The sequence below is a fragment of the Nonomuraea sp. NPDC050733 genome (genome assembly GCF_040654215.1).
Lineage (GTDB): Bacteria > Actinomycetota > Actinomycetes > Streptosporangiales > Streptosporangiaceae > Nonomuraea.
The window spans coordinates 124,811-148,303 of record NZ_JBFAHO010000018.1; the positions used below are offsets into that span (position 1 = coordinate 124,811).

Sequence of the window (23,493 nt, forward strand, 5' to 3'; positions counted from 1 at the left end):
CGCCGTTGCCTGGACCCGCGAGGATGAGCGACCGAGCCCCCGCACGGAGTGCGGCCGTGAGGAGGGTTTCACGGAGTGAGGCCGTGAGCAGGCGGGTGCAGGTGACCGTCGGCCAGCCCGTCGAGGCCCAGCCGGATGAGCGTCTGGCCCAGCGCCGAGGTCTCGCGCAGCGCGTCCTCCAGCACCGCGAGCTGCCGGAACGCCGCGCCGTACGCGCTCTGCTCCTCCAGCGACAGGCGCGGCAGCCGGGTGCGGCGCACGTCGAAGCGGCTGGAGCCGGTCGTCGCGCGGCCCCCGGCGGCCCGCAGGAAGCCGGCCAGGAAGTCGGGGTCGAGGCGGCGCTGGTCCACCCGGTAGAGCGTGAGGTGCGGCCCGAGCACGCACCCGCCCTCGGTCATGACCCGGACGCTGGAGTAGGACGCCACCACGTCGCCGGGGCGCACCTGCACCAGGCCCTGCTGCGCGGCCGCGCGGCCGGAGGGCGGCGTGCCGCCGGCCACGTCGTCGGCCGTGAGCACCGCCAGGTCGCCGCCGTCGGCGGCCATCTTGGGCGGCGCCTGGAGCACCGTCACGAGGCCCTCCTTGATGAGGTCGCCGACGGTGGTGGTGGGCTGGTCGAGCGGCTGGTCCAGCACCTTCAGGTCGGGCGGGGTCGTGGAGGCGGCCAGGAAGCGGTCGCGCGCCTCGGTGAAGGCCCGCCCGACGTCGTCGCGGCGCTGGTGACGGGCCGGCGTCATGTCCACCTCGTCGGCCAGCAGGTCGATGATGCGCACCGTACGGTCGGAGCGGTCGTCGAGGTAGTCGCGCCAGGCCGGCTCGACGGCGGACAGGTCGGCCGTCGCGTCGAGAATGAGCACGTCGGACGGCGGGCGCTCGCCCGCGCGCGGCCGGCGCAGCAGCCACAGGTCGGAGCCGGGCAGCGCGACGACGGCGCGCAGGGCGCCGGCCCGCAGCAGGTTGGCCCGGATGCGGCGGCCCGCCTTGCGGCTCGCGGCGGCGGGCGGCATGAGGATCGCGACCAGGCCGCCGGGCTTGACGTGGGTCAGGCAGTGCTGCACCCAGGCCAGCTCCGGCTCCCCACGCGGCGGCAGGCCGTACTCCCAGCGCGGGTCGCCGGTCAGCTCCTCGTAGCCCCAGGCGCGCTCGTTGAACGGCGGGTCGCACAGGACGGCGTCGGCCTTCTCCCCGGCGAAGGCGTCGTGGCGGATGGCGTCGCCCGCGACGACCCGGGCCTCGGCGCCGCGCAGCCGCAGCCGGGCGGCGGCGATGCGGGCGGAGGTGTCGCTGAGGTCCTGCCCGAGCACGCGGGCCGCCTCGGGCGCGAGCAGCAGCGTGCCGACGCCGCACGCGGGGTCCAGGATCGTGCCCGGCGTAGGGTCCGTCATGGGCCGGCCGTCCGTCACGGAGCGGCCGTCCGTCACGGAGCGGCCGTCCGTCACGGAGCGGCCGTCCATCAGAGAGGTCACGGAGGTCGCAGGGCGGCCGTCCATCAGGGAGGTCGCCGGGCGGCCGTCCATCGGGGAGGTCACGGAGGCCGTGGGCCGGCCGTCCGCCGCGGAGGGGGCGTCCGCCGGGACGGTGCTCACCAGGCGGACCATCAGCGCGGCGACGTCCTCCCGGGTCACCGAGAGCTGCCGTGAGTGGGCCTCCAGGTAGCGCTCGCACAGGAACTCGTACGCCCGGAGGGGGCCGTCGCGCTCGGCCAGCTCGGTCAGCAGGCCCGCCAGCTCGGGCTCCAGCTCGCCACCGCCGCCGTCGGCGGACAGGCCCGTGGAAAGGCCGGTGGAAAGAAACGTGCCCGCGGCGGCGACAAGTTCACCCAGGCGTAGATCTCCGGCGGCTTTCAGGCGCTGCCACACACGATCTCCGAGGGATACCTGGTAGGACTTCCCATAGCGGCGCAGCCACGCCTCCACCTGCCGCAGCGAGAACAATGGCTGATTCGCGGTTCCTCCGACGGGACGGGGGAAGTCGTCGTGGCGGCGTCGCCAGTTGCTCACCGCGGCTCGCCCGACCCCCGCGAGCCGGGCGATGTCCCCGGCGTTCACGGTCGGGTCGTGGCTCATGCGACCACAGTAGTTCACAAGAGTCTTCAGCGCATCTGCTTGTGAAGTCTTTCAACCAATGATTTACTGCTAGGTATGAAGCACAACATCCGCTATGCCGCCGGATCAGATGTGGGGCGCCGCAGGGAGCAGAACGAGGATTCCGGCTACGCGAGCGGCCGGTTGCTCGTGGTGGCTGACGGGATGGGCGGCCACGCGGCCGGTGAGCTCGCGAGCTCGGCGGCGATCGCCGTCATGCGCGAGCTGGATGCCACGCTTCCGGAGACGGGCGCCGACCTGGAGGCGGCCCTGGAGGGCGCCGTGCACGAGGCGGCGCGCCGGCTGGTCGAGCTGGCGGAGATCGACCCCGCGCGCAGGGGAATGGGAACCACGGTGACCGCCATGCTCTGGGACGGTTACCGGTTCGCCCTGGCTCATCTCGGTGACTCCCGCGGATACCTGCTTCGCGATGGTGCTCTTTACCAGATGACCAAGGATCACACACTTGTGCAGTCGATGGTGGACGAAGGGCGGATAACGGAGGATCAGGCCGCCGTTCATCCCCGTCGCTCCATGGTGCTGCGGGTCCTCGGCAGCGAGGGCCGGGCCGAGCCCGACATGGCGCTGCGCGAGGCCGAGCCCGACGACCGCTACCTGCTGTGCTCCGACGGGCTCACGGCCGTGCTGGGCCCGGAGACGCTGCACGAGGTGCTGACCACGCACCCCGACCCGGCGATGGCCGTGCAGCGCCTCATCGACCTGGCCAACGAGGGCGGCTCGCCCGACAACGTGACCGTGATCGTGGCCGACGTGGTGGCGCCGGGCACGGGCGACGAGCAGGTCTACCGCGTCGGCGCGGGCGCCTAGGCCGGCCACATCCGTCCCTTGAGTCACAGAAGTGCTTTTTCTCCTCAGAGCTAGCCACTTTCGCGGTGGGCGGCCCGCGCTCGCCGCGCGGCGATTACCGTACATCGTGATCTGCCGGATTTTCTGGGAGGAGTCGCACTGGACCCCATCGCGGAAGCTCTGCTGCGGCAAGTCCGTCCGGAAGTCGGCTACCGGGAGAAGATCGGCCAGAGCACCAAGTTCGGCCACTGGTACGCCGAGCGCGTCCAGGACCCCCAGTACCGGGACGCGCCCTGGTGTGACATGTTCATCGCCTGGGCGGCGGACCGGGCCGGCATCGCGGACTACGTCGGCCGGTTCGCCTGGACGCCGTCCCACGCGGCCTGGTTCATCAAGCAGGGCGCCTGGTCGTCCCGGCCCGAGCCGGGAGCGCTGGTCTTCTTCGACTGGAAGGGCGGCAAGAGCTACCAGGGCATCGACCACGTCGGCATCGTCGAGAGCGTCTCCGGCGGCAAGATCCACACCATCGAGGCGAACGTCGACCGCGTCTGGCTCAAGCGCAAGGTCCGCGAGACCGACAAGGTCGTCGGCTACGGCCTGCCGCGCATGGTCAAGGCCAACGCCACGCTGAGCGAGATCCGGGCCACCGAGCATCCGCTCGCGCCGGTGCCCGGGGCGCGGGAGCCGCAGGGGTCGGTGTTCGACGTGCTGGGCACGCCGCACGCGCTGCTCGCCGTCATGGTGCTGACCACGATCGTGCTCTCCTTACGCTTCGCCGGACGCCGCCGCGGCACCCATCGCCGCTTCACCTGGCCCTGGAAGGCGCCGTCCGGCTCCCGCCCCACCGTGCACTGGACCGAGGCGGACCCGTCCTGGCTGGACGTGGACGACCACGACGGTGAGCGGGTCCCCGTCGCCGCGGGCCACGGCTCCGAAGGTCCCGCGCGCGCAAGCGCCGCCCCGTCGCGTCGCCGCCCGTACGAGCCGAAACCCTGACGCCCACGCGAGGCCGCGGGGCCGGGGTCAGGCGGCGAGGTCGATGACCAGCTTCACGTCGTCGCCGTGGCTCTCGACGGCCGCCGGCGCCTCCTCCAGCGGCAGCCGCCTGGTGATCATCCGCTCCAGCCAGGCGTGATCCGCCGCCGCCAGCGCGTCCGCCGCGGCCCGGAAGTGGCGCAGATTGGCGTTGACGGAGCCGAACACCACGTCGTTCTCCAGCACGATCTCCCGGTTGATGCGCCCCACGTCCGCGTCCAGCACCTTGCCCGCCGCCGACACGCCGGTCAGGCAGACGACACCGGCGGCTCCGCTGGCCACCATCGCGTCGAGCACCATCGGACCCGCCCCCGTGGCCTCGATGATGATGTCCGGGCGCAGCTCGCGCACCGGCTCCAGCGTGCTCCCGGAGTGGAAGACGGCGCCGAGCGAGCGCACCAGGTCCGGCTTGATCCCCTCGGTGACGCGGTCGATGACGTGGACCTCCAGCCCCCGCTGGGTGCCGAGCAGCGCGGCCAGCAGGCCGATCGGCCCCGCCCCGACCACGAGCGCCGTACGCGGCCCGAACCACGCCCGCGAGCCCACGGCCTCGATCTGCTCCCACGCCTTGGCCAGGACCGAGGCGGGCTCCATGAGCACCCCGACGCTCTCCAGCCCAGGGCGCAGCCGGACCGCGTAGTGCTCCTCCACGGTCCAGAGCTCGCTGCCGTAGCCGTCGAGCGCCTTGATGCCGCGCTCGGTGTAGCGGCCGTTGCGGCACATGTCGAACTCGCCCCTGGCGCAGGCCTGGCACGGCACCGGGTCGGGCCGGCGCACGACGCCCACGACGAGGTCGCCGGGGGAGAAGGCCGACCCCTCGGGAGCCTCGATCACCCGGCCGAGCGACTCGTGCCCGAGGATCATGGACTTCTTGTCGTCCTGCTCGAAGCCGTACTCACCGGAGGCCAGCTCCCGGTCCGTGCCGCAGATGCCCAGTGCCAGCCCCTGGACGAGCAGCTCGCCCGGACCGGGCTCCGGGTCGGGCACCTCCTCGACGCGGAGCGTCCCCGGGGCCCCCGGCTGGAAGGTGATCGCACGCATGTCCTTTCTGTACCCGGTAGGCGACAGGAAATAGTAGGACGTCCTAGTATCTTGGGAGTAGGCCGCTCAAAGAGGAGTGATCAGGCGTGCACGTTCCGGTCCATCCCGTCCGCTTCGTGACGGCAGCCGCCCTGTTCGACGGCCACGATGCCGCGATCAATATCATGCGGCGCATCCTCCAGTCGCAGGGCGCCGAGGTCGTCCACCTCGGTCACAACCGGTCGGTGGACGACATCGTCACCGCCGCGATCCAGGAGGACGTCCAGGGCGTCGCGATCAGCTCCTACCAGGGCGGCCACGTCGAGTTCTTCACCTACCTCGTCGAGCTGCTGCGCGAGCGCGGCGCGGGACACGTCAGGGTGTACGGCGGAGGCGGCGGCGTCATCGTGCCGGAGGAGATCGAGCTGCTGCACTCCCGGGGCGTCAGCCGGATCTTCTCGCCCGAGGACGGCCAGCGTTACGGCCTGCCCGGGATGATCAACAAGCTGGTCGAGGAGTGCGACGTCGAGCTGGGCGACCCGCCCTCGGTGGAGGCCGTGGTCTCGGGCGACCAGGCCGCGCTGGCCCGCGCGATCACCCTGGTCGAGTCCGGCCGCGCGCCGGCCGAGCTGCTCGACGGGCTGCGCACGGCCGGGAGCGCCGACGGGCCGGCGGGGCGGCGCGCGCCCGTGCTCGGCATCACCGGCACCGGCGGCTCGGGCAAGTCCTCGCTCACCGACGAGCTGGTACGGCGGCTGCGGGTGGACAACGACGACAAGCTGCGCATCGCGATCGTCGCCATCGACCCCACCCGCAGGCGCGGCGGCGGCGCGCTGCTCGGCGACCGCATCCGCATGAACAGTCTCGGCCCGCAGACCTACTTCCGCTCGCTGGCCACCCGGGGCGCCGCCAACGAGGTGCCCGCCTGTCTGGACGACGTGGTCGCCGCCTGCCGCGCCGCCGGGTACGACCTGGTGATCGTGGAGACGCCCGGGATCGGCCAGGGCGACGCCGGCATCGTGCCGCACGTGGACGTGCCGATCTACGTCATGACCCCCGAGTTCGGCGCGGCCTCCCAGCTGGAGAAGATCGACATGCTCGACTTCGCCGAGGCCGTGGTGATCAACAAGTACGAGCGGCGCGGGGCCGAGGACGCCCTGCGCGACGTGCGCCGCCAGCTCGTGCGCAACCGGGAGGCGTTCGGCGTCTCGCCCGACGACATGCCGGTGTTCGGCACGATCGCCGCCCGGTACAACGACGCCGGGGTGACGGCCCTCTACCACCACCTCAAGGGCCTGCTCGTGGAGCGGGGCCTGCCGGCCGGGCCGGGGCTGCTCGCGCCCGTGCGCGGCCGTACCTCCGAGACCTCCGCCGCGATCGTCCCGCCCGCCCGCGTCCGCTACCTGGCCGAGATCGCCGAGACCGTCCGCGCGTACCACGCCGAGACGCTCGCCCAGGCGGAGGTGGCCCGGCGACGCCAGCAGCTCACCGCCGTGCGGTCCCTGCTGGAGGGCGAGGACGAGCGGCTGGCCGAGCTGGAGGCGCGGGCCGGGCGGGAGCTGACCGACGAGAGCCGGGCGCTGCTCGACTCCTGGCCCGCCACCCGCGAGCAGTACACCGCCGACGAGCTGGTCGTCCGCGTCCGCGACCGGGAGATCCACACCCCGCTGTGGCGCGAGACGCTCTCCGGCAGCCGCATCCCCCGGGTGGCCCTGCCCCGCTACACCGACCACGGCGACCTGCTCCGGTTCCTGCGCTCGGAGAACCTGCCGGGCCGTTTCCCGTTCACCGCCGGGGTGTTCCCGTTCAAGCGCGACGACGAGGACCCCACCCGGATGTTCGCGGGCGAGGGCGACCCGTTCCGCACCAACCGGCGCTTCAAGCTGCTCTCGGAGGGCCAGCCCGCGACGCGGCTGTCTACCGCGTTCGACTCGGTGACGCTGTACGGCAACGACCCCGCCCCTCGGCCCGACATCTACGGAAAAGTCGGTACTTCGGGGGTGTCGATCGCGACACTCGACGACATGAAGGCGCTCTACGACGGCTTCGACCTGTCGGCGCCCAACACGTCCGTGTCGATGACCATCAACGGCCCCGCGCCCACCATCCTGGCCTTCTACCTCAACGCCGCCGTCGACCAGGCCCTCGACCGGTTCCGGGCCGAGCAGGGGCGGGAGCCGTCGGAGGAGGAGGCGCGCGACCTGCGCGCCCGCACCCTCGCCACCGTCAGGGGCACGGTCCAGGCCGACATCCTCAAGGAGGACCAGGGGCAGAACACCTGCATCTTCTCCACGGAGTTCTCGCTGCGGATGATGGCCGACATCCAGGAGTGGTTCATCGCCAACGGCGTGCGCAACTTCTACTCGGTGTCGATCTCCGGCTACCACATCGCGGAGGCCGGGGCCAACCCGATCAGCCAGCTCGCGTTCACGCTGGCCAACGGCTTCACCTACGTCGAGGCGTACCTGGCGCGCGGCATGAACGTCGACGACTTCGCGCCGAACCTGTCGTTCTTCTTCTCCAACGGCATGGACCCCGAGTACAGCGTGCTCGGACGGGTGGCCCGGCGCGTCTGGGCCGTCGCGATGCGCGAGAGGTACGGCGCCGGGGAGCGCTCGCAGAAGCTGAAGTACCACATCCAGACCTCGGGCCGGTCCCTGCACGCCCAGGAGATGGACTTCAACGACATCCGCACCACCCTCCAGGCGCTGATCGCCGTCTACGACAACTGCAACAGCCTGCACACCAACGCCTTCGACGAGGCGGTCACCACCCCGTCGGCCGACTCGGTGCGCCGCGCCATGGCCATCCAGCTCATCATCAACCGCGAGTGGGGCCTGGCCCGCAACGAGAACCCGCTCCAGGGCTCGTTCGTCATCGAGGAGCTGACGGACCTGGTGGAGGAGGCCGTGCTGAGCGAGTTCGAGCGGCTGTCGGACCGGGGCGGCGTGCTGGGCGCGATGGAGACGGGCTACCAGCGCGGGCGCATCCAGGACGAGTCGATGCTGTACGAGACGCGCAAGCACGACGGCTCGCTGCCGATCATCGGCGTCAACACGTTCCGCAACCCGCGCGGTGACGAGCCGCACGAGCGGAAGCTGGAGCTGGCCCGCGGCACCGAGGAGGAGAAGCGGTCGCAGCTCGACCGGCTGAGCTCGTTCCACGAGCGGCACCGGGCCGAGGCGCCCGCGGCGCTGGCCCGGCTGCGGGAGGCCGCCATGTCGGAGGCCAACGCGTTCGAGGTGCTGATGGACGCCGCGCGGGTCTGCTCGCTCGGCCAGATCACCGACGCCCTGTTCGAGGCGGGCGGCCAGTACCGGCGCAACGTGTGAGATCACGCTCCTGAATGTCCGCCCGGGCGTCGGCACGGTGATCGATCCGCGCGCGGATAGGATCGCCACCGGGGACCACAGCTAACAGGAGGTTTTCTCATGTCCGAGATCACGTTCAAGGGCAACCCGGTCACGGTCGGGGGCACGTTCCCGAAGCCGGGTGACACGGCGCCGGAGTTCACGCTGGTGGGCAAGGACCTCAGCGACGTCACGCTCGCGTCGTTCGGCTCCTCGGTGAAGGTGCTCAACATCTTCCCGAGCGTCGACACCGGCGTCTGCGCGGCCTCGGTGCGCCGCTTCAACCAGGTCGCCGCCGAGCACCCGGAGGCCGTGGTGCTGTGCGTGTCGGCCGACCTGCCGTTCGCGCAGCAGCGCTTCTGCGGCGCCGAGGGGCTCGACGGCGTGACCATGCTGTCGCTCATGCGGGGGCGGGAGTTCCTGGGCGAGTACGGTGTCGCGCAGGAGTCCGGTCCGCTGGCGGGGCTCGCCGCCCGCGCGGTGGTCGTGCTCGACGGCGACAACCGGGTGGTCCACTCCGAGCTGGTGCCGGAGATCACCCAGGAGCCGGACTACGACGCCGCTCTCGCCGCCCTGAAGTAAGCGCCTGTCCGTGCCGGGGCGTCGCGCGACGGTCGCCGCCCCGGCCGTACGGGCCTCAGCTCTTGCGGCCGACCCCGCACACGATGAGGGACGACTGGGGGTCGTCGGCGAAGTCGATCATGTCGGTCTCGTCGGGCCGCCACTGCGGGAGCCACACCATGCCCGGCTCGACCAGGTCGAACCCGGCGAACAGCTCCCTGACGCGGTCACGGCTGCGCAGGACCAGGGGAGAGGTCGCGCTCCGGTAGACCTCGACTCCCTTGTCCACGGCATCGGCCCGGGCGTCGCTGGTGCCGTGCGACATGACCAGGTAGCTGCCGGGGGCCATCGCCTCGCGCAGCGTCCCGATGATCTGCTCGGGGCCGTCATCCTCGCTCACGAAATGCATGACCGCGACGAGCAGCACCGCGACCGGCCGGCTGAAGTCAATCAACTTCAACACATCCGGATTTTTCAGGATGCTGCCCGGATCGCGGGCGTCGCCCTCGACGACGGTGGTGTTCTCGTCGTCGGCCAGCAACGCGCGGGCGTGGACGAGCACGACGGGATCACGGTCCACGTAGACGACGCGCGCCCCCGGCGCGACCTCCCTGGCGACCTCGTGCACGTTCCCCTGCGTCGGCAGCCCGGTGCCGATGTCGAGGAACTGGGTGACCCCGGTCGCGGCCAGATGCCGCACGGCCCGCCCCAGGAACGCCCGGTTGGCCCGCGCGGCGAGGCGTACCTCGGGCGCGACGGCCAGGATCTTCTCGGCGGCCTCACGGTCGGCCGGGAAGTGGTCCTTGCCCCCGAGGTAGTAGTCGTAGAGCCGGGCGACGTTGGGCGTGTTCGGATCGAAGCCCAGCGATTCTCGCTCCAACCGGAGATCCCCCGATCAAGACGTAACGATCTTTATGGGGGATTCTACGGATTCGTTATGTCCCTTGTGGAGAAGCTGCGCACATTCGGCTCAAAATTCACTTGATTTCACTCTTTTTCGGTCAGGCTCTCCGGGAAGAGATCGTATGAGACCAGGTAAGGGGACATTTACCATGGAACGGGACGCGGACGACGACACCGGGACGACCGTGCGGGTGCCCGAGGTCGTGACGAGGATCGTGTCGCTCGTGCCGTCCCTGACCGAGTCGGTGGCGGCGACCGTTCCCGGCGCGCTCGTCGGAGCCACCGACTGGTGCTCGCACCCCGCGGACCTGGACGTCACGCGCGTGCGCGGCACCAAGAACCCCGACCTCGACGCGATCAGGGACCTGCGCCCCGACGTCGTCCTGGCCAACGCCGAGGAGAACCGGGAGCCGGACCTCGACGCCCTGCGCGAGACGGGAGTGGCCGTCTGGGTGACCCGGATCGAGACCCTGGACCAGGCGTTCGTCTCGCTGGAGCGGATGTTCCGGCACGCCTGCCGCGCCGAGCCGCCCGCCTGGCTGGAGGAGGCCCGCGAGGTGTGGCGCGAGCCGGCGCGGGGGCCGCGGCGCACGGCGGTCATCCCGATCTGGCGACGGCCGTGGATGGTGGTGGGGCGCGACACGTTCACCGGCGACGTGCTGCGCCGGCTCGGCGTGGACAACCTGTACGCGGATCACCCCGAGCGCTATCCCAAGGTGCCGCTGCCCGAGCTGGCCGCGCAGGTGCCCGACCTCGTGGTGCTGCCCGACGAGCCGTACGCCTTCAGCGCCGGCGACGGCCCCGACTGCTTCCCCGGCCTGCGGTGCGCGCTGGTCAGCGGGCGCGACCTCACCTGGTACGGCCCCTCCCTCGTGACGGCCCGCGACCGCCTCGCCGGCGCGCTGGCGTGACACCCCGAGGAGGGCGTCAGGCGCCGGTCCTGGAGCGCCCGGACGGGGCGGCGAGGGCGGCGTCCACGGCCTCCGGGCTCAGCACGTGCTCCATGACGATCACCGCCGTGCCGAGGATCCCGGCCCGCCGCCCCAGCGAGCCGGTCACGATCTTCAGGTTGCGCGTGGTGTACGGCAGGCTGCGCCGGTAGACGCTCTCCCGGATGCCGGTCAGGTAGTGCTCCCCGGTCTCGGCCATGTCGCCGGCCAGCACCAGGACGCCCGGGTTGAGCAGGCTGACCGCGGTCGCCAGCAGGATCCCGAGCGTCCTGCCCGCCTCCTGGGCGCGGGCGATGGCGGCCGGGTCGCCGGCCTGGACCAGCCGCACCACGTCGCGGCTGGTCTCCACGCCGAGATCGGTGGCCAGGGCGTGGCCGCTGGCCAGCGAGGCGACGCAGCCGCGCGAGCCGCACGTGCAGACCCGGTCGTCGCTCTCGCGCAGCCGTACGTGACCGAGGTTGCCGGCGGCGTCCTCGACGCCCCGATAGACGGTGCCGTCGAGCACCACGCCGGTGCCGATGCCGGTGGAGACCTTGACGAGGAGCAGCGCCCGGGTGCTCCGCCAGGAGCACCACCACTCGCCGAGCGCCATCGCGTTGGCGTCGTTCTCCACGAGCACCGGCACGCCGAACGCCGCGCTGAGGCTCTCCCCGATGGGGTGGTCGTCCCAGCCGGGCATGAGGAACGACCTGATCAGCCTGCCGGTGCCGTGGTCCACCGAGCCGGGCAGGTCGACGCCGATGCCGCACACCCGCTCGCGCGGCATGCCGGTCCGGTCGAGCAGCCCCTGGAACGCCTGCCGCACCCACGTCAGCACGGCGTCGGGCCCCCGGTCGATGCGCATCTCGGTGTGCTCCTCGGCCAGCGGCCGGGCGGCGAGGTCGGTGAGCGCGACATGGGCGTGGCCGGCGCCGAGGTCGGCCACGAGCACCAGGCGCTTGCCGGCGTCCAGGTCGAGCACCGAGGGCGGCCGGCCGCCCCCGGAGCTCGCGACGCCGGACTCGTGGATGTAGCCGGCCTCGATCAGCCGGTCCACCCGGTCGGTGATCGTGGAGCGGGACAGACCGGTGTACTCGATGAGTTCCTTGCGGGTACGGCAGGAGCCATCGCGGATGAGCTGGAGGATGTGCCCCGCCGTCAGCATGGTCTACCCCTTCTCCGCTCCTGCCGTGAGGCCCTCGGTCAGCAGGCGCTCGCCGGCGAAGAACACGATCACGATGGGCAGCGTGAGGATCACGGATCCGGCCATGAGCACCGTGGTCGGGATCTCGATGCTACCCGCGAGCTGGGACAGTCCCAGGGAAACCGTCCAGCTCTCCCGCCTCTCGACGAGGAAGAGCAGGGCGAACAGGAACTCGTTCCAGGCGATCATGAACACGTACAGACCGGTCGCCATGAGCGCGGGCTTGGACAGCGGCAGCACCACCCGCCAGATGGTCGACAGGCGCGAGCAGCCGTCGATCGCCGCGGCCTCCTCCACGCTACGCGGCACGGTCTCGAAGTAGTTGCGGAGCATGTATACCGTGACCGGCACGGTCTGCGCGATGTAGACGAGGATGAGGCCGAGCAGCGACCCGCGCAGCCCCATCATCGTGAACAGCACGAAGAGCGGGATGGCCAGCACGATCGCCGGGAAGAGGTAGACCGACAGGAACAGGAAATGGACCTGCCGGTGCCCGAAGAAGCGCAGCCGGGCCACCGCGTACGCGCCGGGGATGGAGATCAGCAGCGTGACCACCACGGAGGCCACGGCGACGATCGCGCTGTTGCGCATGAAGGTCAGGAACCCCTGCCGGCCCAGCACGTCCGCGTAGGTGTCCAGCGTGAGGTTCCGGGGCCAGAGGGAGCCCGGGTCGAGGATGAGCTCCTGGATGTCGCGGACCGACAGCGTGACCATGTAGAGGAACGGGAACGCGGTGACGGCGACCAGCGCGGCGATCACCAGCGGCTTGAGCACGCGGAGCGCCGCCCGCTCCACCCGGTCCCTGCTGATCGGCCTGGCGCTCGTCCGCCCCGTGCTCGTTCGCTCAGCCGTCGCGCTCACGTTCGCCTCCCGCGAAGAACTTGAGGTAGAGGACCAGGAAGACGACCAGCACGACGGCGAGCACGATGGCCTGGGCGGCCGAGGCGCCGATGTCGTCGCGCGCGGTCAGGAAGTTGTAGACGCGCACGCTGACCACCTCGGTCCCGGCTCCGCCGCCGGTGAGCAGGTACACGTCGTCGAACTTGGTGAAGGTGAACACGAAACGCAGCACGGCCAGCAGCGCGATGACCCGCGCGAGCTGCGGCAGGACCACGTGCCGGAAGCTCTGCGCAGGCGTCGCCCCGTCCACCACGGCCGCCTCCTCCAGGTCGGCGGGCAGCGCCTGGAGCCGGGCCAGGATGAACAGGAACGCGAACGGGAAGTACCGCCACGCCTCGAACGCGATGACCGTCAGCAGCGCCACCGGCACCTCCACCCCCAGCAAGGTGCCCTTGGCCTGGCTGAGGAAGGCGATCGGCTGGCTGAGCCAGGTGTTCACGATGCCGTACTGGGGGTTGAGCATCGTCTCCCACAGGAACGCGACGGCAACGACCGGAGCCACGTACGGCACGAGGATGGAGGCCCGCACCAGCGTGCGGCCCTTGAACCGGTCACGCAGCGCCAGCGCGGCGACCAGCCCGACGGCGATGGACAGGGCCGTGCCGGCCACGGTGTAGACGAGCGTGTTGACCAGCGCGGACCAGAAGCCCGGCTCGGAGATCACGTACCGGAAGTTCTCCAGCGTGTAGCCGCCGAACAGGCCCTTGCTCCGGATGTTGATGAGCCGCACGTCCTGGAAGGCCAGCATGATCGCCCACAGGAGCGGCAGCACGACCACGACGACCGTGACGACCAGGGTGGGCGAGATCAGCGCCAGCCCCGCCCTGCCCTCCTGCTGCCGAAGTGTGGGGCTCACTGGCGGATCCCGCGCTTGATGGTCTCGACGTCCTTCTTGGCCTGGGCGGCGGCGGCCTGCGGCGTCAGCGAGCCGTCCGCGACCTGGCTGAGCGCCTTCGGCACCGGCAGCTCGCCCATCGTGGCGCCCACCAGCTTGCCCTGGCCCTGCGCGATGCCCCAGCGGTCGAAGTGGTCGGGGCCGGCGCGCAGCGCGTCGAGCACGGAGGCCGGGTAGACGTCGGCGAGCGGCTTCTTGGTGTCGACGCCGGCGGGCAGCTTGTTCCAGGCGGCGGCGTAGGTCTTGCGGGTGGGGAACTTGCCCTCCGGCGCCATCCCGATCCACCGCTCGTAGCCCTCGTTCATCGCGTACGCGACGAACTTGGCGGCGGGGTCCTTGGCCGCGTCGCGGGTGACGACCCACGAGACGACCTCACCGTACTGGGCGGGCGCGCTCCCGTCGGGCCCCTTGAGCGCGGTGACCACGCCGGTGTTCCCGGCCAGCCAGCCCGGGTCCTTCTTGCACTGCTCACAGCTCGGCAACGCGTCCTTGCGCAGCCCCGCCAGCTCGTCGAGGATGAACGACGACCAGATGACCATGGCGGCCTTGCCGGAGAAGTAGGTGGCGCGGGTGGAGTCGACGTCCTGCTTGCCCTTGACCGAGTAGTTCCTGACGAGGCCGGCGTAGAAGCCGAACGCCTTCACGCACTGCGGCGAGTCGAGCGTGACGTTGCCGGAGCCGTCCACGAGCCGGCAGCCGTTGGCCAGGGCCACGTGCTCGAAGCTCTGCGCGGTGAAGGAGTCCTTGGGCGCGATGGCCAGCGTGATGCCGGCGACGCCGCCGGTGTTGAGCTTGCGCGCCGCCGCCTCCAGCGCCTCATACGTGTCGGGCGGCGCCAGCCCGGCCTTGTCGAACAGGTCCTTGCGGTACAGGACGAGCTGGGCCCAGGCGTCGCTGGGCACCGCCAGCAGCTTGCCGCCGGAGCTGTCGAGGTCGAGGGCGCGCTGGGAGAACGTGCCACGGCCCAGCTGGTCGACGACCTTGGCCGGCGTCTCGGTGTCGAGCAGGTCGCTGGCCTCCAGCTCGCGCACCGACGACAGGGGGAGGGCCCCGATGACGTCGGGCAGCTTGCCGGCGGCGGCCGCCGAGGTGACGATCTGGCTGAACTGGTCCTCGGCCACTCCGACCAGGTTCACCTTGATCCCGGTCTTCTTGGTGAAGTCGGCGGCGATCCGCTGCTGCACGGCCATCCGGTCGGGCAGGTTCTCCTCGGTCCAGACGGTGATCTGGTTGCTCGCCTTCTCCTCGTCGCCGCAGGCGGCCAGCGTGGCCGTGGCCATCAGGGCGACACAGAGCAGGGCGGTTGTCCTTTTCGGCATGGCGCGCTCCTCCGTTGCGGGGATATGCCGCACTTACCCCCGCACGAGATGGCGCAACGTCCGGTACGCGATACCGAGACCGGTCTGTACCCTGTCCGTGCTGCCGGTCCACTCGGGGTCCTCGTGCTCGACGGAGACGACCCCGTCGTAGCCCCCCCGGCGCAGCGCGCCGATCACCTGGCTCCAGTCCACCTGGCCCAGCCCGGGCACCCGGAACCGGTACCACCCCTTCTCGCCGCTGATCGGGCCGTAGAAGCCGAAGCGGTTGATGGTGCCCGGCAGCAGCTCGGTGTCCTTGGCCTGCACGTGCGAGATCTGCGACACGTACGGCATGGCGGCCGCGACCGGGTCGATGCCGAGCGCGACGAGGTGCGAGGGGTCGTAGTTGAGCCGCAGCCCGAGCGTGAACATCCACTCCCACAGCTCGGGGGAGTAGGCCAGGTTGCCCGGGTAGCCGTCGGGGTGCCAGCTCTTCATCAGGCAGTTCTCGATGACGAGGTCGACGCCGTGGTCGCGGGCGTAGGCGACGAGGGGGCGGAAGACGCCCTCGGCGCGTTCGAGGTTGTCGCGGACCGACAGGCCGGGGTCACGGCCGACGAACGTGCCGACGGTGGGGCAGCCGAGCGCCGCCGCGGCGTCCACGCACCGGCGCACGTGCGCGTTCACCTCCGCCCCAGCGCGAGGGTGAAGATTGTTCTCGTAATAGGCGATCGAGGAAAGGGTGAGTCCGGTCTCTGCGAAGATTCTCCCGACCCGCTCTCTTTCGGCTTCGTCGAAACGGTCCACTCTGATGTGATTTCGGGTATCCGTCGACGGCCATCCGGCGACTTCGAGCGCCTCGAAACCATGCGCGGCGGCCCAGCGGGCGACATCCACGAGATCGAGCTCGGGGAGACAGGCGGTCAGGAAACCCAATTTCATTGTTACCTCCGTCGAAGTCCTAGACTTAAGAGTGTTATCTGCTCAACTAAGGTCTGCGGGCACGTACTAATTCCTTGACTTTCGTTTGATCAATAATCGTAAGCGTGGGGGAATGCGCGTCATCACCTTTGAAGGACCAGGCCGCGTCCGTGTCGGCGTCGAGCCGCCCGCCGCCCTGGGTCCGGGCTCCGTCCGGGTCCGCACCCTGTATTCCGGGGTTTCGGCGGGCACCGAACTCACCGCCTACCGCGGCACCAACCCGTACCTCACCCGCAGGTGGGACACCGAGCGCCGGCTCTTCGTCGACGGCAGCACCCACGCCTATCCGCTCACCGGCTGGGGCTACCAGGAGGTCGGCGAGGTCGTCGAGGCCGCGCCCGACGTCGCCGACCCGCCCGTCGGCAGCCTCGTGTGGGGCATCTGGGGCCACCGGGCGGAGGCCGTGGTGCCCGCCGAGCGGCTGGCCGGCCACCTGCTGCCGCCCGGCGCCGACCCGCTGACCGGTGTGTTCGCCCGCGTCGGGGCCATCGCGCTCAACGCCGTCCACGCGGCCGACCTGCGGCTCGGCGACCAGGTCGCCGTCTTCGGCCAGGGCGTCATCGGCCTGCTCGCCACCCGGATGGCCGTGCTCAGCGGCGCCCGGGTCCTCGCGGCCGACGCCATCCCGGCCCGGCTGGAGCTGGCCCGGGCCTTCGGCGCCGCCGAGACGTTCGACGTGCGCTCCGGCTCGGTCGCCGAGATCGTGCGCAAGCGCGTCGAGGGCGCCGACAGCGCCATCGAGCTGAGCGGCAGCCACCAGGGCCTGCACGAGGCCATCAGGACCGTGCGCCGGGGCGGCCGCGTCGTGGCCGCCGGCTTCTACCAGGGCGACGCGACCGGCCTGCGGCTGGGCGAGGAGTTCCACCACAACCAGGTGCAGCTCGTCTCCTCCCAGATCGGCGGCGTCGCCTCGTGGCTGTCCCACCGCTGGGACGTCGAGCGGCTCCAGCGCACCTTCATGGAGCTCGTCCACCGGGCCGAGGTGAGCGTTCTCGGCCTGGTCAGCCACGTGGTCCCCGCAGGGGAGGCGGCCACGGCCTACGAGCTGCTCGACCACCGGCCGTCGGACGTCCTCCAGCTCGTCTTCCGATTCGAGGAGTGAGACAAGTGAAGCTTTCCGTCCAGGAGCAGCTTCTGCCCGGCCGCACGCTGCAGGAGAAGTTCGCCTTCGCGGTCGACACCGGCTTCGACGCCATCGAGCTGCGCGGCAAGGGCGACTTCCACTTCGCCAGCCGCCTGACCGAGCTCAAGCGCGCCCTCGCCGACGGCGTCGTCATGCCGACCGTGTGCGTGGACATGCCGCACTTCATCGGCGACTTCGACCCGGCCCGGCGCAAGGACGCCATCCAGCAGCTCAGGTCGCAGCTCACCGTGATCGCCGAGCTGGGCGGCATCGGGGTGATGACGCCGGCCTCCTGGGGCCAGTTCTCGCGCCGGCTGCCCCCGTTCGAGCCGCCCCGCGGACCGGACGAGGACCGCGAGGTGCTGGCCGGGGCGCTGGCCACGCTCGGCGAGCACGCCCAGCGCAACGGCGTGCTGATCATGCTGGAGCCGCTCAACAGGTACGAGAACCACATGGTGAACACGCTGGCCGAGGCCGTGTCGTACTGCTCGATGGAGGCGATCCGGGTGGCCGGCGACACCTACCACATGAACATCGAGGAGGACGACCCCTGCCGCTCGATCCTGCAGGCCGCCCCCTACCTTGCTCATATGCAGGTCAGCGAGTCCAACCGCAACCAGCCCGGCACCGGCCACCTCGACTGGGGCGCCCAGCTCGCCGCCCTCGACGCCGCCGGCTACGACGGCTACCTGGCGCTGGAGTGCCGCCTGCGTGGCGAGCCGGAGATCGTCCTTCCCCAGACCGCCTCCTTCATCAGGAAATTCCTATGATCCTCCGCGATGCCGTCCGCGTGCTCGTCGCCAACTGGGACGGCAGCTACACGGTTCCCTCCCGCACCCTCTACCCCCACCAGTGGAGCTGGGACTCCGCCTTCATCGCCATCGGCAACGCCCAGTGGTCGCCGCGCCGGGCCAGGTCGGAGCTGCTGACGCTGTTCGGGGCGCAGTGGCACGACGGCCGGGTGCCGCACATCGTGTTCAACCCGGCGGTGCCGGAGGGCGCCTACTTCCCCGGGCCGGACTTCTGGCAGGTCAGCGCGCCTTCCGGGGCGCGGACCTCCGGCATCGTGCAGCCTCCCGTCCACGCGCTGGCCGCCTGGCGCGTCCACCTGGCCGACCCCGACACCGCGTTCCTGCGGCGGATCTACCCCCGCCTGGTCGCCCAGCAGGAGTACCTGCGCACCGCCAGACGCTCGCCCGAGGGGCTCATCTCGATCGTCCACCCGTGGGAGTCGGGCATGGACAACAGCCCGGCCTGGGACGCGCCGCTGGCCGCCGTCGAGCCCGAGCCGTCCGCGTTCGTGCGCCGCGACACCACCCACGTCAGCGTCGACGAGCGGCCCACCGACCGCGACTACGCGCGTTACACGACGCTCGCCCGCGCCTACCGCGACACCGGCTACCGCCGCTCCGACGCCTTCCGGGTCGAGGACCCGTTGTTCAACACCGCGTACGGCGTGGCCGAGGTGGCGCTGGCCCGGATCGCGCGGGCTGTCGGGCACGACCCCGAGCCGCACCTGCGTGAGGCCGCCGCGCACACCTCCGCGATGGCCGAGCACCTCTACGACGACGGCCTGTTCCACGCCCGCGACATGCTCACCGGCTGCCTGGTGCGCTCCAACAGCGCCGCCGGGCTGACCCCGCTCATGCTGCCCGGCCTGCCGCGCGAGCTGGTCAACGAGCTGATCGGCACCGGGCTCGACCGGTTCGGGCTCAAGGACGGGATCCTGCCGAGCTTCGCGCCGGCCGCGCCCGAGTTCGACCCGGTCCGCTACTGGCGCGGCCCCGCCTGGATCAACCTCACCTGGCTGATCTGGCGGGGCCTGCGGCGGCGCCGGCCCGACCTGGCGGCGCCGCTCGCCGAGGGCATGGTCCGCGCCGTCGCCGAGTCCGGGTTCCGCGAGTACTTCGACCCGTTCACGCTGGAGGGGCACGGCTGCCACGACTTCAGCTGGTCAGCCGCCCTCGTCCTCGACGTCGCAGCGGAGGACGGCCTGGACGGCGTGACGCCGGTGGGCGGCCAGATCCGCGAGGAGGCCCGGCGCCTCGGCGAAATCGGCGACCTCGGTGACGAGGTGCTCGCGTAGCACCGCGCCGCGCTGCCCGAGCAGGGCGATGGTCTCGTACGAGAGCCGCTCCCTGTCCCAGGCGTGCGCGAGCCCGCGCGGCACCCGGCCGATCTGCGCGCACCGCAGCGACAGCCCGTTGTGGTGGAACTCCTCGCCGAGCCGCACCTCGTCCGCGCCGCCGGTGTAGAAGGCCAGGTCCACGACCGTGCCCTGGGGCCGGAGCATCCGCAGGGCCAGCGCGAGCGCCCTGGCCTGCCCACGGCACTGGAACACCACGTCGGCGCCCCGGTCGTCCGGGCCGTGCCTCCAGCGGCGCTTGAGCTCCACCGCCGGGTCCTCCTCCGTGGCGAGGCTCCCGGCTCCCAGGGCCCCGGCTCCCAGGGCCCCGGCGATCCGCAGCCGGGCGGGCGTCTCGTCCGCCACCACGACCTCCGCCGCCCCGTGCGCCAGCGCGAACGAGGCCGTGAGCAGCCCCACCACGCCCGCCCCGACGACGGCCACGCGTCGCCCGCGCACGCCGTCGCCCAGGTCCCGCACCGCGGGTCCGTGCAGGTCGGCGGCGGCGTGCAGCAGCCCGTTGGCGCAGATCGGCCCCATGTGCGCGACGTAGACGCCGAGCACGGGGTCGAGGCCGGCCGGCAGCTCCACGAACCGGTCCGTGAGCGGGTCGGCCACGTACCCGGTGCGGTGGCCGTACGCCATCGCGACCAGCGCGCCCTCGCGCACGGCCGAGGTACGGGCCTCCACCACCCGGCCGACCTGCATGTACCCGATGCCGCGCACGGGATAGGAGACCGCCGGCGCGCCCGGCCGGAACAGGCCGAGCGCCCGGTCCCAGGAGGCGGCGAGGTAGGGGTTGGTGCCCTTGACGTAGGTCAGCTCGGTGCCCGCGGAGATCCCGCTGTAGGCGGTCGCCACCCGGAACCCGCCCTCGGGCACCTCGGGCAGCTCCTCCTCGGCCAGCGTCACCTTGCCGGGGGCCTCGACGCACAGCACGCGGCTCCGCACCCTCGCGCCGCCGGTCACTCCGGCGCCGTGGTCAGTCATCCAGGGTCACCGGCCTTCCCTCGGCCGCCGACCTGGCCAGCGCGAGCGCCACGCGGTGGGTGCGCAGCGCCTCCGCGTACGGCACCCGCACGTCGCCGTCCGCGCCCCGCACGGCGTCGACGAACGCCCGGTCCACCAGCGTCTTCGCCCGTCCGGCGTCCTCGACGACCTCGCCGCCGTTGACGGTCAGCGAGGTCTCGGTCAGCTCCAGGGCGACGCCGTCGGCGTAGACCTCCAGTCCCGCCCGGTGCTTGTGCCGCAGCAGGCTCGTGGTGGCCAGGGTGCCGGTGGCGCCGCCCGCGAAGCTCAGCACGGCGGCCACGGCCCGGTCCACCTCACCGGCGGCACCGGCGGCACCGTCGCCGCCGGGCGCGGCGGGCGCGGCGGGCGCGGCGGGCACAGCGTGGACCATGGTCACCTCGCCGACCAGGACCCGGGCCAGGTCGAGGACGTGGACCGCCTGCTCGACGACCTGGCCGCCGGACCGGGCCGGGTCCAGCCACCAGCCGACCGGGGGAACCTTGTCGAGCCAGTGGCCGAGCGCCAGCCGTACCGGCCGGTCGGCCAGCAGGTCGCGGGCCCGGTCGAGAACGTCCAGGTAGCGCCAGTGATGCCCGACCGCCGAGGGCAGTCCACGCCGCTGGATTTCGGACGCGATGTTTTCCGCGGTCGTCAGGTCGAGTGCGAGCGGCTTTTCCACAAAAATCGGGAGATTACATGACAGAACATCTTGCTCTGGCTTACCGTGCGCGAATGGGGGCACACAGACGTATACTGCGTCGAGTCTGCCCGCCTCCAGGAGCCCGGCATGGCCGTCATAAGCCGGAACTCCGTGACGCGCGGCGAGCGCCTCGGCCTTGAGGGGATCGACGTCGGCGATTCCGGCGATCACCACATCGGGAAAACCTGACAGCACGTCCGCGTGACGCGCGGCGACATTTCCGGCACCGATGATGCCTACACGGGTGGTTGAGGACACATCTCGCATATCCCACTTTTGCGCAAAATCAAACAACACGTTCAAACGTGCGGCCATAGGGAACATATGCGCGACCGTGAACCCCTAAAACAGAACGGGGCTGAGTGCATGGAGACAGAACTGCGGGCCTTGGCCAGGGCTCGGGAATGGTACGGTCCCCACTCGAGCACCGCGACCGAGTGGGCCCCCGAGGCCCTGCTCCTCGCCAAGGGAACGACCACGGTGAGCGTCGTCCTGCCGGCTCGCAACGAGGAGTCGACGGTCGGCGACATCGTCACCGTGATCCGCCGCGAGCTCGTCGAGCGGGTTCCGCTCGTGGACGAGATCCTCGTCGTCGACTCCAACTCGACCGACGCGACGGCCGAGAGGGCCGCCGCCGCGGGAGCACGCGTCGTGGCACAGAACGCGGTGCTCTCCCACCTGCCGCCCCTCACCGGCAAGGGTGAGGCCCTGTGGAAGGGCTTGGCGGCCTCCAGCGGGGACATCGTCGTCTTCGTCGACGCCGACCTGCGCGACTTCGGCGCGCACTTCGTCATCGGCCTCCTCGGGCCGTTGCTGACCGACCCCGGCATCCAGTTCGTCAAGGGCGCCTGCGAGCGGCCGTTCACCGGCGCCGACGGGGTGCGGCGGCGAGGAGGCGGCGGGCGGGTCACCGAGCTGGTGGCACGCCCGCTCATCAACATGTTCTGGCCCGAGCTGGCCGGGTTCCAGCAGCCGCTCGGCGGCGAGTACGCCGGCCGGCGCGAGACCCTGGAGCAGGTGCCGTTCGTCACCGAGTACGGCGTCGAGCTCGGGCTCCTGGTCGACCTGCTGGAGCTGGTCGGCCTCGACGCCATGGCCCAGGTCGACCTGGGCGTCCGTGTCCACTCCCACCAGTCCACCGCGGCACTCGGCCGGATGGCCGGGCAGATCCTGCACACCGCCTGGACCCGTCTCGAACGCCAGGGACGGGTCATGGCCGCCCAGCCGCCCGCCCGCACGCTCCTGCAGTTCGGGCTCGACGGGCAGGCCTCGCTCATGAACGTCGTCGTGGCCGAGCGTCCTCCGCTCGCCGCACTGCTCGCCGAGGAGGACGTCGCATGAACGTGCTGATCAACACGGGACCCTGGCTCCAGGTCCCGCCCTCCGGCTACGGCGGCATCGAGAACGTCGTGGCCACGCTCGTGCCCCCGCTGCGGGAGCGCGGGGTGCGGGTCGTCCTCGCCTCCGTGGGGTCGAGCACGCTGGAGGTGGACGAGCTGCTCAGCGTCTACGACTCCGGCCAGTTCGCGGAGCTGCAGAAACCGTACAACCAGGTCATGGGGCTGGCGCACGCCCACCAGGCGATGGTGGCGCGCGAGCTGCGCCGCCGCGACGACGTGGACCTCGTCCACGACCATCTGGAGGTCGTCGGCCCGGCCGTGCTCTCCGTCCTCGACGGGCCGCCCGTGCTGCACACCCTGCACTGGGACCTGCGCAAGCACGCCGCGTTCTACGGCGCCTTCCCCGAATCGGTCGCCGCCAACGGCGTGTCGGAGTCGCAGCTCCGCACCGCGCCGCCCGCCCTGCGCGAGGCCGCGCTCGGCGCGGTCCACCTGGCCACCCCGCTCGCCGGCGCCGCGCCCAGGGTGGAACGCGGCGAGCACCTGGTGGTCATGGGACGGATCTGCCGGCTCAAGGGCCAGCACGTCGCGGCCCGCATCTGCCAGAAGCTGGGGCTGCCGCTGGCGCTCGCCGGACCGGTCAGCGGCCTCGACACGCCGGCCGAGCTGGACGCCGTCGTCCAGGACCCGTACCACCCCTTGCACGGCCACCCGGACGTCCGCTACCACCTGGAGGCGGTCGGCCCCTACCTCGACGGCGACCTGGTCCGCTGGGAGGGGGCCGTCACGGGGCGGCGGCGCGACGAGCTGTACGGCTCGGCGCGGGCCGCCCTGTTCCCCGTCCAGTGGGACGAGCCGGGAGGCACCGCCGTGGTCGAGGCGCTCGCCCTCGGCGTGCCGGCCGTGGGGCTGCGCCGGGGCTGCCTGCCGGAGCTGATCGACCACGGCCGCACCGGATGGCTCGCCGACACCGAGGAGGAGCTGGCCGAGTACGTCCTGCGGGTGGACGAGATCGACCCCGAGGACTGCCGGGCGGAGGCCGTCCGCCGCTTCTCGCCGGGCGTCATGGCGGACCGCTACCTGGAGCTGTACGAGGCCACGATCAGGAGGCGGCGAGCCGGCTCCTGATCCCCTGCGCAACGCCCGCCGGGCACGGGCGGCGTCCTTCAGCGGACCGCGGGGCGCCGCCCGAGCGCCAGCCGGGCCGGCAGGGCGGTGGCGGCGAGC

Annotated in this window: 19 protein-coding genes; 9 read left to right on the forward strand and 10 right to left on the reverse strand. The window is 71.7% G+C overall.

The window, feature by feature from the left end:
* Positions 1 to 68: 68 nt before the first annotated feature.
* Complete coding sequence (locus AB0H64_RS26180) at positions 69 to 2,066, reverse strand: N-6 DNA methylase (protein ID WP_357629327.1); 1,998 nt, start codon at positions 2,064 to 2,066, stop codon at positions 69 to 71.
* Positions 2,067 to 2,141: 75 nt separating this feature from the next.
* Between AB0H64_RS26180 and AB0H64_RS26185 the strand changes: the two genes are divergently transcribed.
* Both AB0H64_RS26185 and AB0H64_RS26190 read left to right on the forward strand, forming a co-directional pair.
* Positions 2,142 to 2,912 carry a PP2C family serine/threonine-protein phosphatase gene (locus tag AB0H64_RS26185; RefSeq protein ID WP_357629329.1) on the forward strand — a complete coding sequence of 257 codons (771 nt, stop codon included), beginning with the start codon at positions 2,142 to 2,144 and terminating at the stop codon, positions 2,910 to 2,912.
* A gap of 201 nt (positions 2,913 to 3,113) precedes the next feature.
* Complete coding sequence (locus tag AB0H64_RS26190; RefSeq protein WP_357629382.1) at positions 3,114 to 3,887, forward strand: CHAP domain-containing protein; 774 nt, start codon at positions 3,114 to 3,116, stop codon at positions 3,885 to 3,887.
* Positions 3,888 to 3,914: 27 nt separating this feature from the next.
* Here the strand turns inward: AB0H64_RS26190 and AB0H64_RS26195 are convergent, their stop codons facing one another.
* Positions 3,915 to 4,967 carry a glucose 1-dehydrogenase gene (locus AB0H64_RS26195; RefSeq protein WP_357629332.1) on the reverse strand — a complete coding sequence of 351 codons (1,053 nt, stop codon included), beginning with the start codon at positions 4,965 to 4,967 and terminating at the stop codon, positions 3,915 to 3,917.
* A gap of 86 nt (positions 4,968 to 5,053) precedes the next feature.
* On the opposite strand from AB0H64_RS26195, the gene icmF reads away from it, so the two are divergent.
* Complete coding sequence (gene icmF / locus AB0H64_RS26200) at positions 5,054 to 8,278, forward strand: fused isobutyryl-CoA mutase/GTPase IcmF (protein ID WP_357629335.1); 3,225 nt, start codon at positions 5,054 to 5,056, stop codon at positions 8,276 to 8,278.
* A gap of 99 nt (positions 8,279 to 8,377) precedes the next feature.
* Positions 8,378 to 8,878: a thiol peroxidase gene (gene tpx / locus AB0H64_RS26205; RefSeq protein ID WP_357629337.1), complete on the forward strand. Its 501-nt coding sequence runs from the start codon at positions 8,378 to 8,380 to the stop codon at positions 8,876 to 8,878.
* Between the two features lie 55 nt (positions 8,879 to 8,933).
* Here the strand turns inward: tpx and AB0H64_RS26210 are convergent, their stop codons facing one another.
* Entirely contained in the window at positions 8,934 to 9,737 is an 804-nt protein-coding gene (locus AB0H64_RS26210; RefSeq protein WP_357629340.1) for an SAM-dependent methyltransferase, read from the reverse strand.
* 172 nt (positions 9,738 to 9,909) lie between these two features.
* Here AB0H64_RS26210 and AB0H64_RS26215 point away from each other — a divergent pair, with 172 nt between their 5' ends.
* Complete coding sequence (locus tag AB0H64_RS26215; protein ID WP_357629343.1) at positions 9,910 to 10,671, forward strand: helical backbone metal receptor; 762 nt, start codon at positions 9,910 to 9,912, stop codon at positions 10,669 to 10,671.
* 16 nt (positions 10,672 to 10,687) lie between these two features.
* Here AB0H64_RS26215 and AB0H64_RS26220 read toward each other — a convergent pair whose 3' ends face one another.
* The 5 genes from AB0H64_RS26220 to AB0H64_RS26240 are packed head-to-tail and all read right to left on the reverse strand — an operon-like array spanning position 10,688 to position 15,928.
* Positions 10,688 to 11,854 carry an ROK family transcriptional regulator gene (locus AB0H64_RS26220; protein ID WP_357629346.1) on the reverse strand — a complete coding sequence of 389 codons (1,167 nt, stop codon included), beginning with the start codon at positions 11,852 to 11,854 and terminating at the stop codon, positions 10,688 to 10,690.
* Between the two features lie 3 nt (positions 11,855 to 11,857).
* Positions 11,858 to 12,754 carry a carbohydrate ABC transporter permease gene (locus AB0H64_RS26225; RefSeq protein ID WP_357629349.1) on the reverse strand — a complete coding sequence of 299 codons (897 nt, stop codon included), beginning with the start codon at positions 12,752 to 12,754 and terminating at the stop codon, positions 11,858 to 11,860.
* On the reverse strand, positions 12,738 to 13,649 hold the full coding sequence (locus AB0H64_RS26230; protein WP_357629352.1) for a sugar ABC transporter permease: 912 nt from the start codon (positions 13,647 to 13,649) through the stop codon (positions 12,738 to 12,740). The genes AB0H64_RS26225 and AB0H64_RS26230 overlap by 17 nt, the downstream gene beginning before the upstream one ends.
* Positions 13,646 to 15,007, reverse strand: a complete 1,362-nt coding sequence (locus tag AB0H64_RS26235; protein ID WP_357629354.1) for an extracellular solute-binding protein — start codon at positions 15,005 to 15,007, stop codon at positions 13,646 to 13,648. Before AB0H64_RS26235 ends, AB0H64_RS26230 begins: the two co-directional genes overlap by 4 nt.
* A gap of 33 nt (positions 15,008 to 15,040) precedes the next feature.
* Complete coding sequence (locus AB0H64_RS26240; protein ID WP_357629356.1) at positions 15,041 to 15,928, reverse strand: sugar phosphate isomerase/epimerase; 888 nt, start codon at positions 15,926 to 15,928, stop codon at positions 15,041 to 15,043.
* 112 nt (positions 15,929 to 16,040) lie between these two features.
* Between AB0H64_RS26240 and AB0H64_RS26245 the strand changes: the two genes are divergently transcribed.
* Positions 16,041 to 17,069, forward strand: coding sequence for a zinc-binding dehydrogenase (locus AB0H64_RS26245; protein ID WP_357629358.1), 1,029 nt, complete (start codon positions 16,041 to 16,043; stop codon positions 17,067 to 17,069).
* Between the two features lie 5 nt (positions 17,070 to 17,074).
* Positions 17,075 to 17,860 (forward strand): sugar phosphate isomerase/epimerase family protein, encoded by a 786-nt coding sequence (locus tag AB0H64_RS26250; protein ID WP_357629361.1) that lies wholly within the window; start codon positions 17,075 to 17,077, stop codon positions 17,858 to 17,860.
* A 1,184-nt stretch (positions 17,861 to 19,044) separates the two neighbouring features.
* Here AB0H64_RS26250 and AB0H64_RS26255 read toward each other — a convergent pair.
* Positions 19,045 to 20,205 (reverse strand): zinc-binding dehydrogenase, encoded by a 1,161-nt coding sequence (locus tag AB0H64_RS26255; RefSeq protein WP_357629364.1) that lies wholly within the window; start codon positions 20,203 to 20,205, stop codon positions 19,045 to 19,047.
* Positions 20,198 to 21,250, reverse strand: coding sequence for a Gfo/Idh/MocA family oxidoreductase (locus tag AB0H64_RS26260; RefSeq protein WP_357629366.1), 1,053 nt, complete (start codon positions 21,248 to 21,250; stop codon positions 20,198 to 20,200). Before AB0H64_RS26260 ends, AB0H64_RS26255 begins: the two co-directional genes overlap by 8 nt.
* Before the next feature lie 42 nt (positions 21,251 to 21,292).
* Between AB0H64_RS26260 and AB0H64_RS26265 the strand changes: the two genes are divergently transcribed.
* Positions 21,293 to 22,267, forward strand: coding sequence for a glucosyl-3-phosphoglycerate synthase (locus AB0H64_RS26265; protein ID WP_357629369.1), 975 nt, complete (start codon positions 21,293 to 21,295; stop codon positions 22,265 to 22,267).
* Positions 22,264 to 23,394: a glycosyltransferase gene (locus AB0H64_RS26270; protein ID WP_357629371.1), complete on the forward strand. Its 1,131-nt coding sequence runs from the start codon at positions 22,264 to 22,266 to the stop codon at positions 23,392 to 23,394. The genes AB0H64_RS26265 and AB0H64_RS26270 overlap by 4 nt, the downstream gene beginning before the upstream one ends.
* Positions 23,395 to 23,493: the final 99 nt, after the last annotated feature.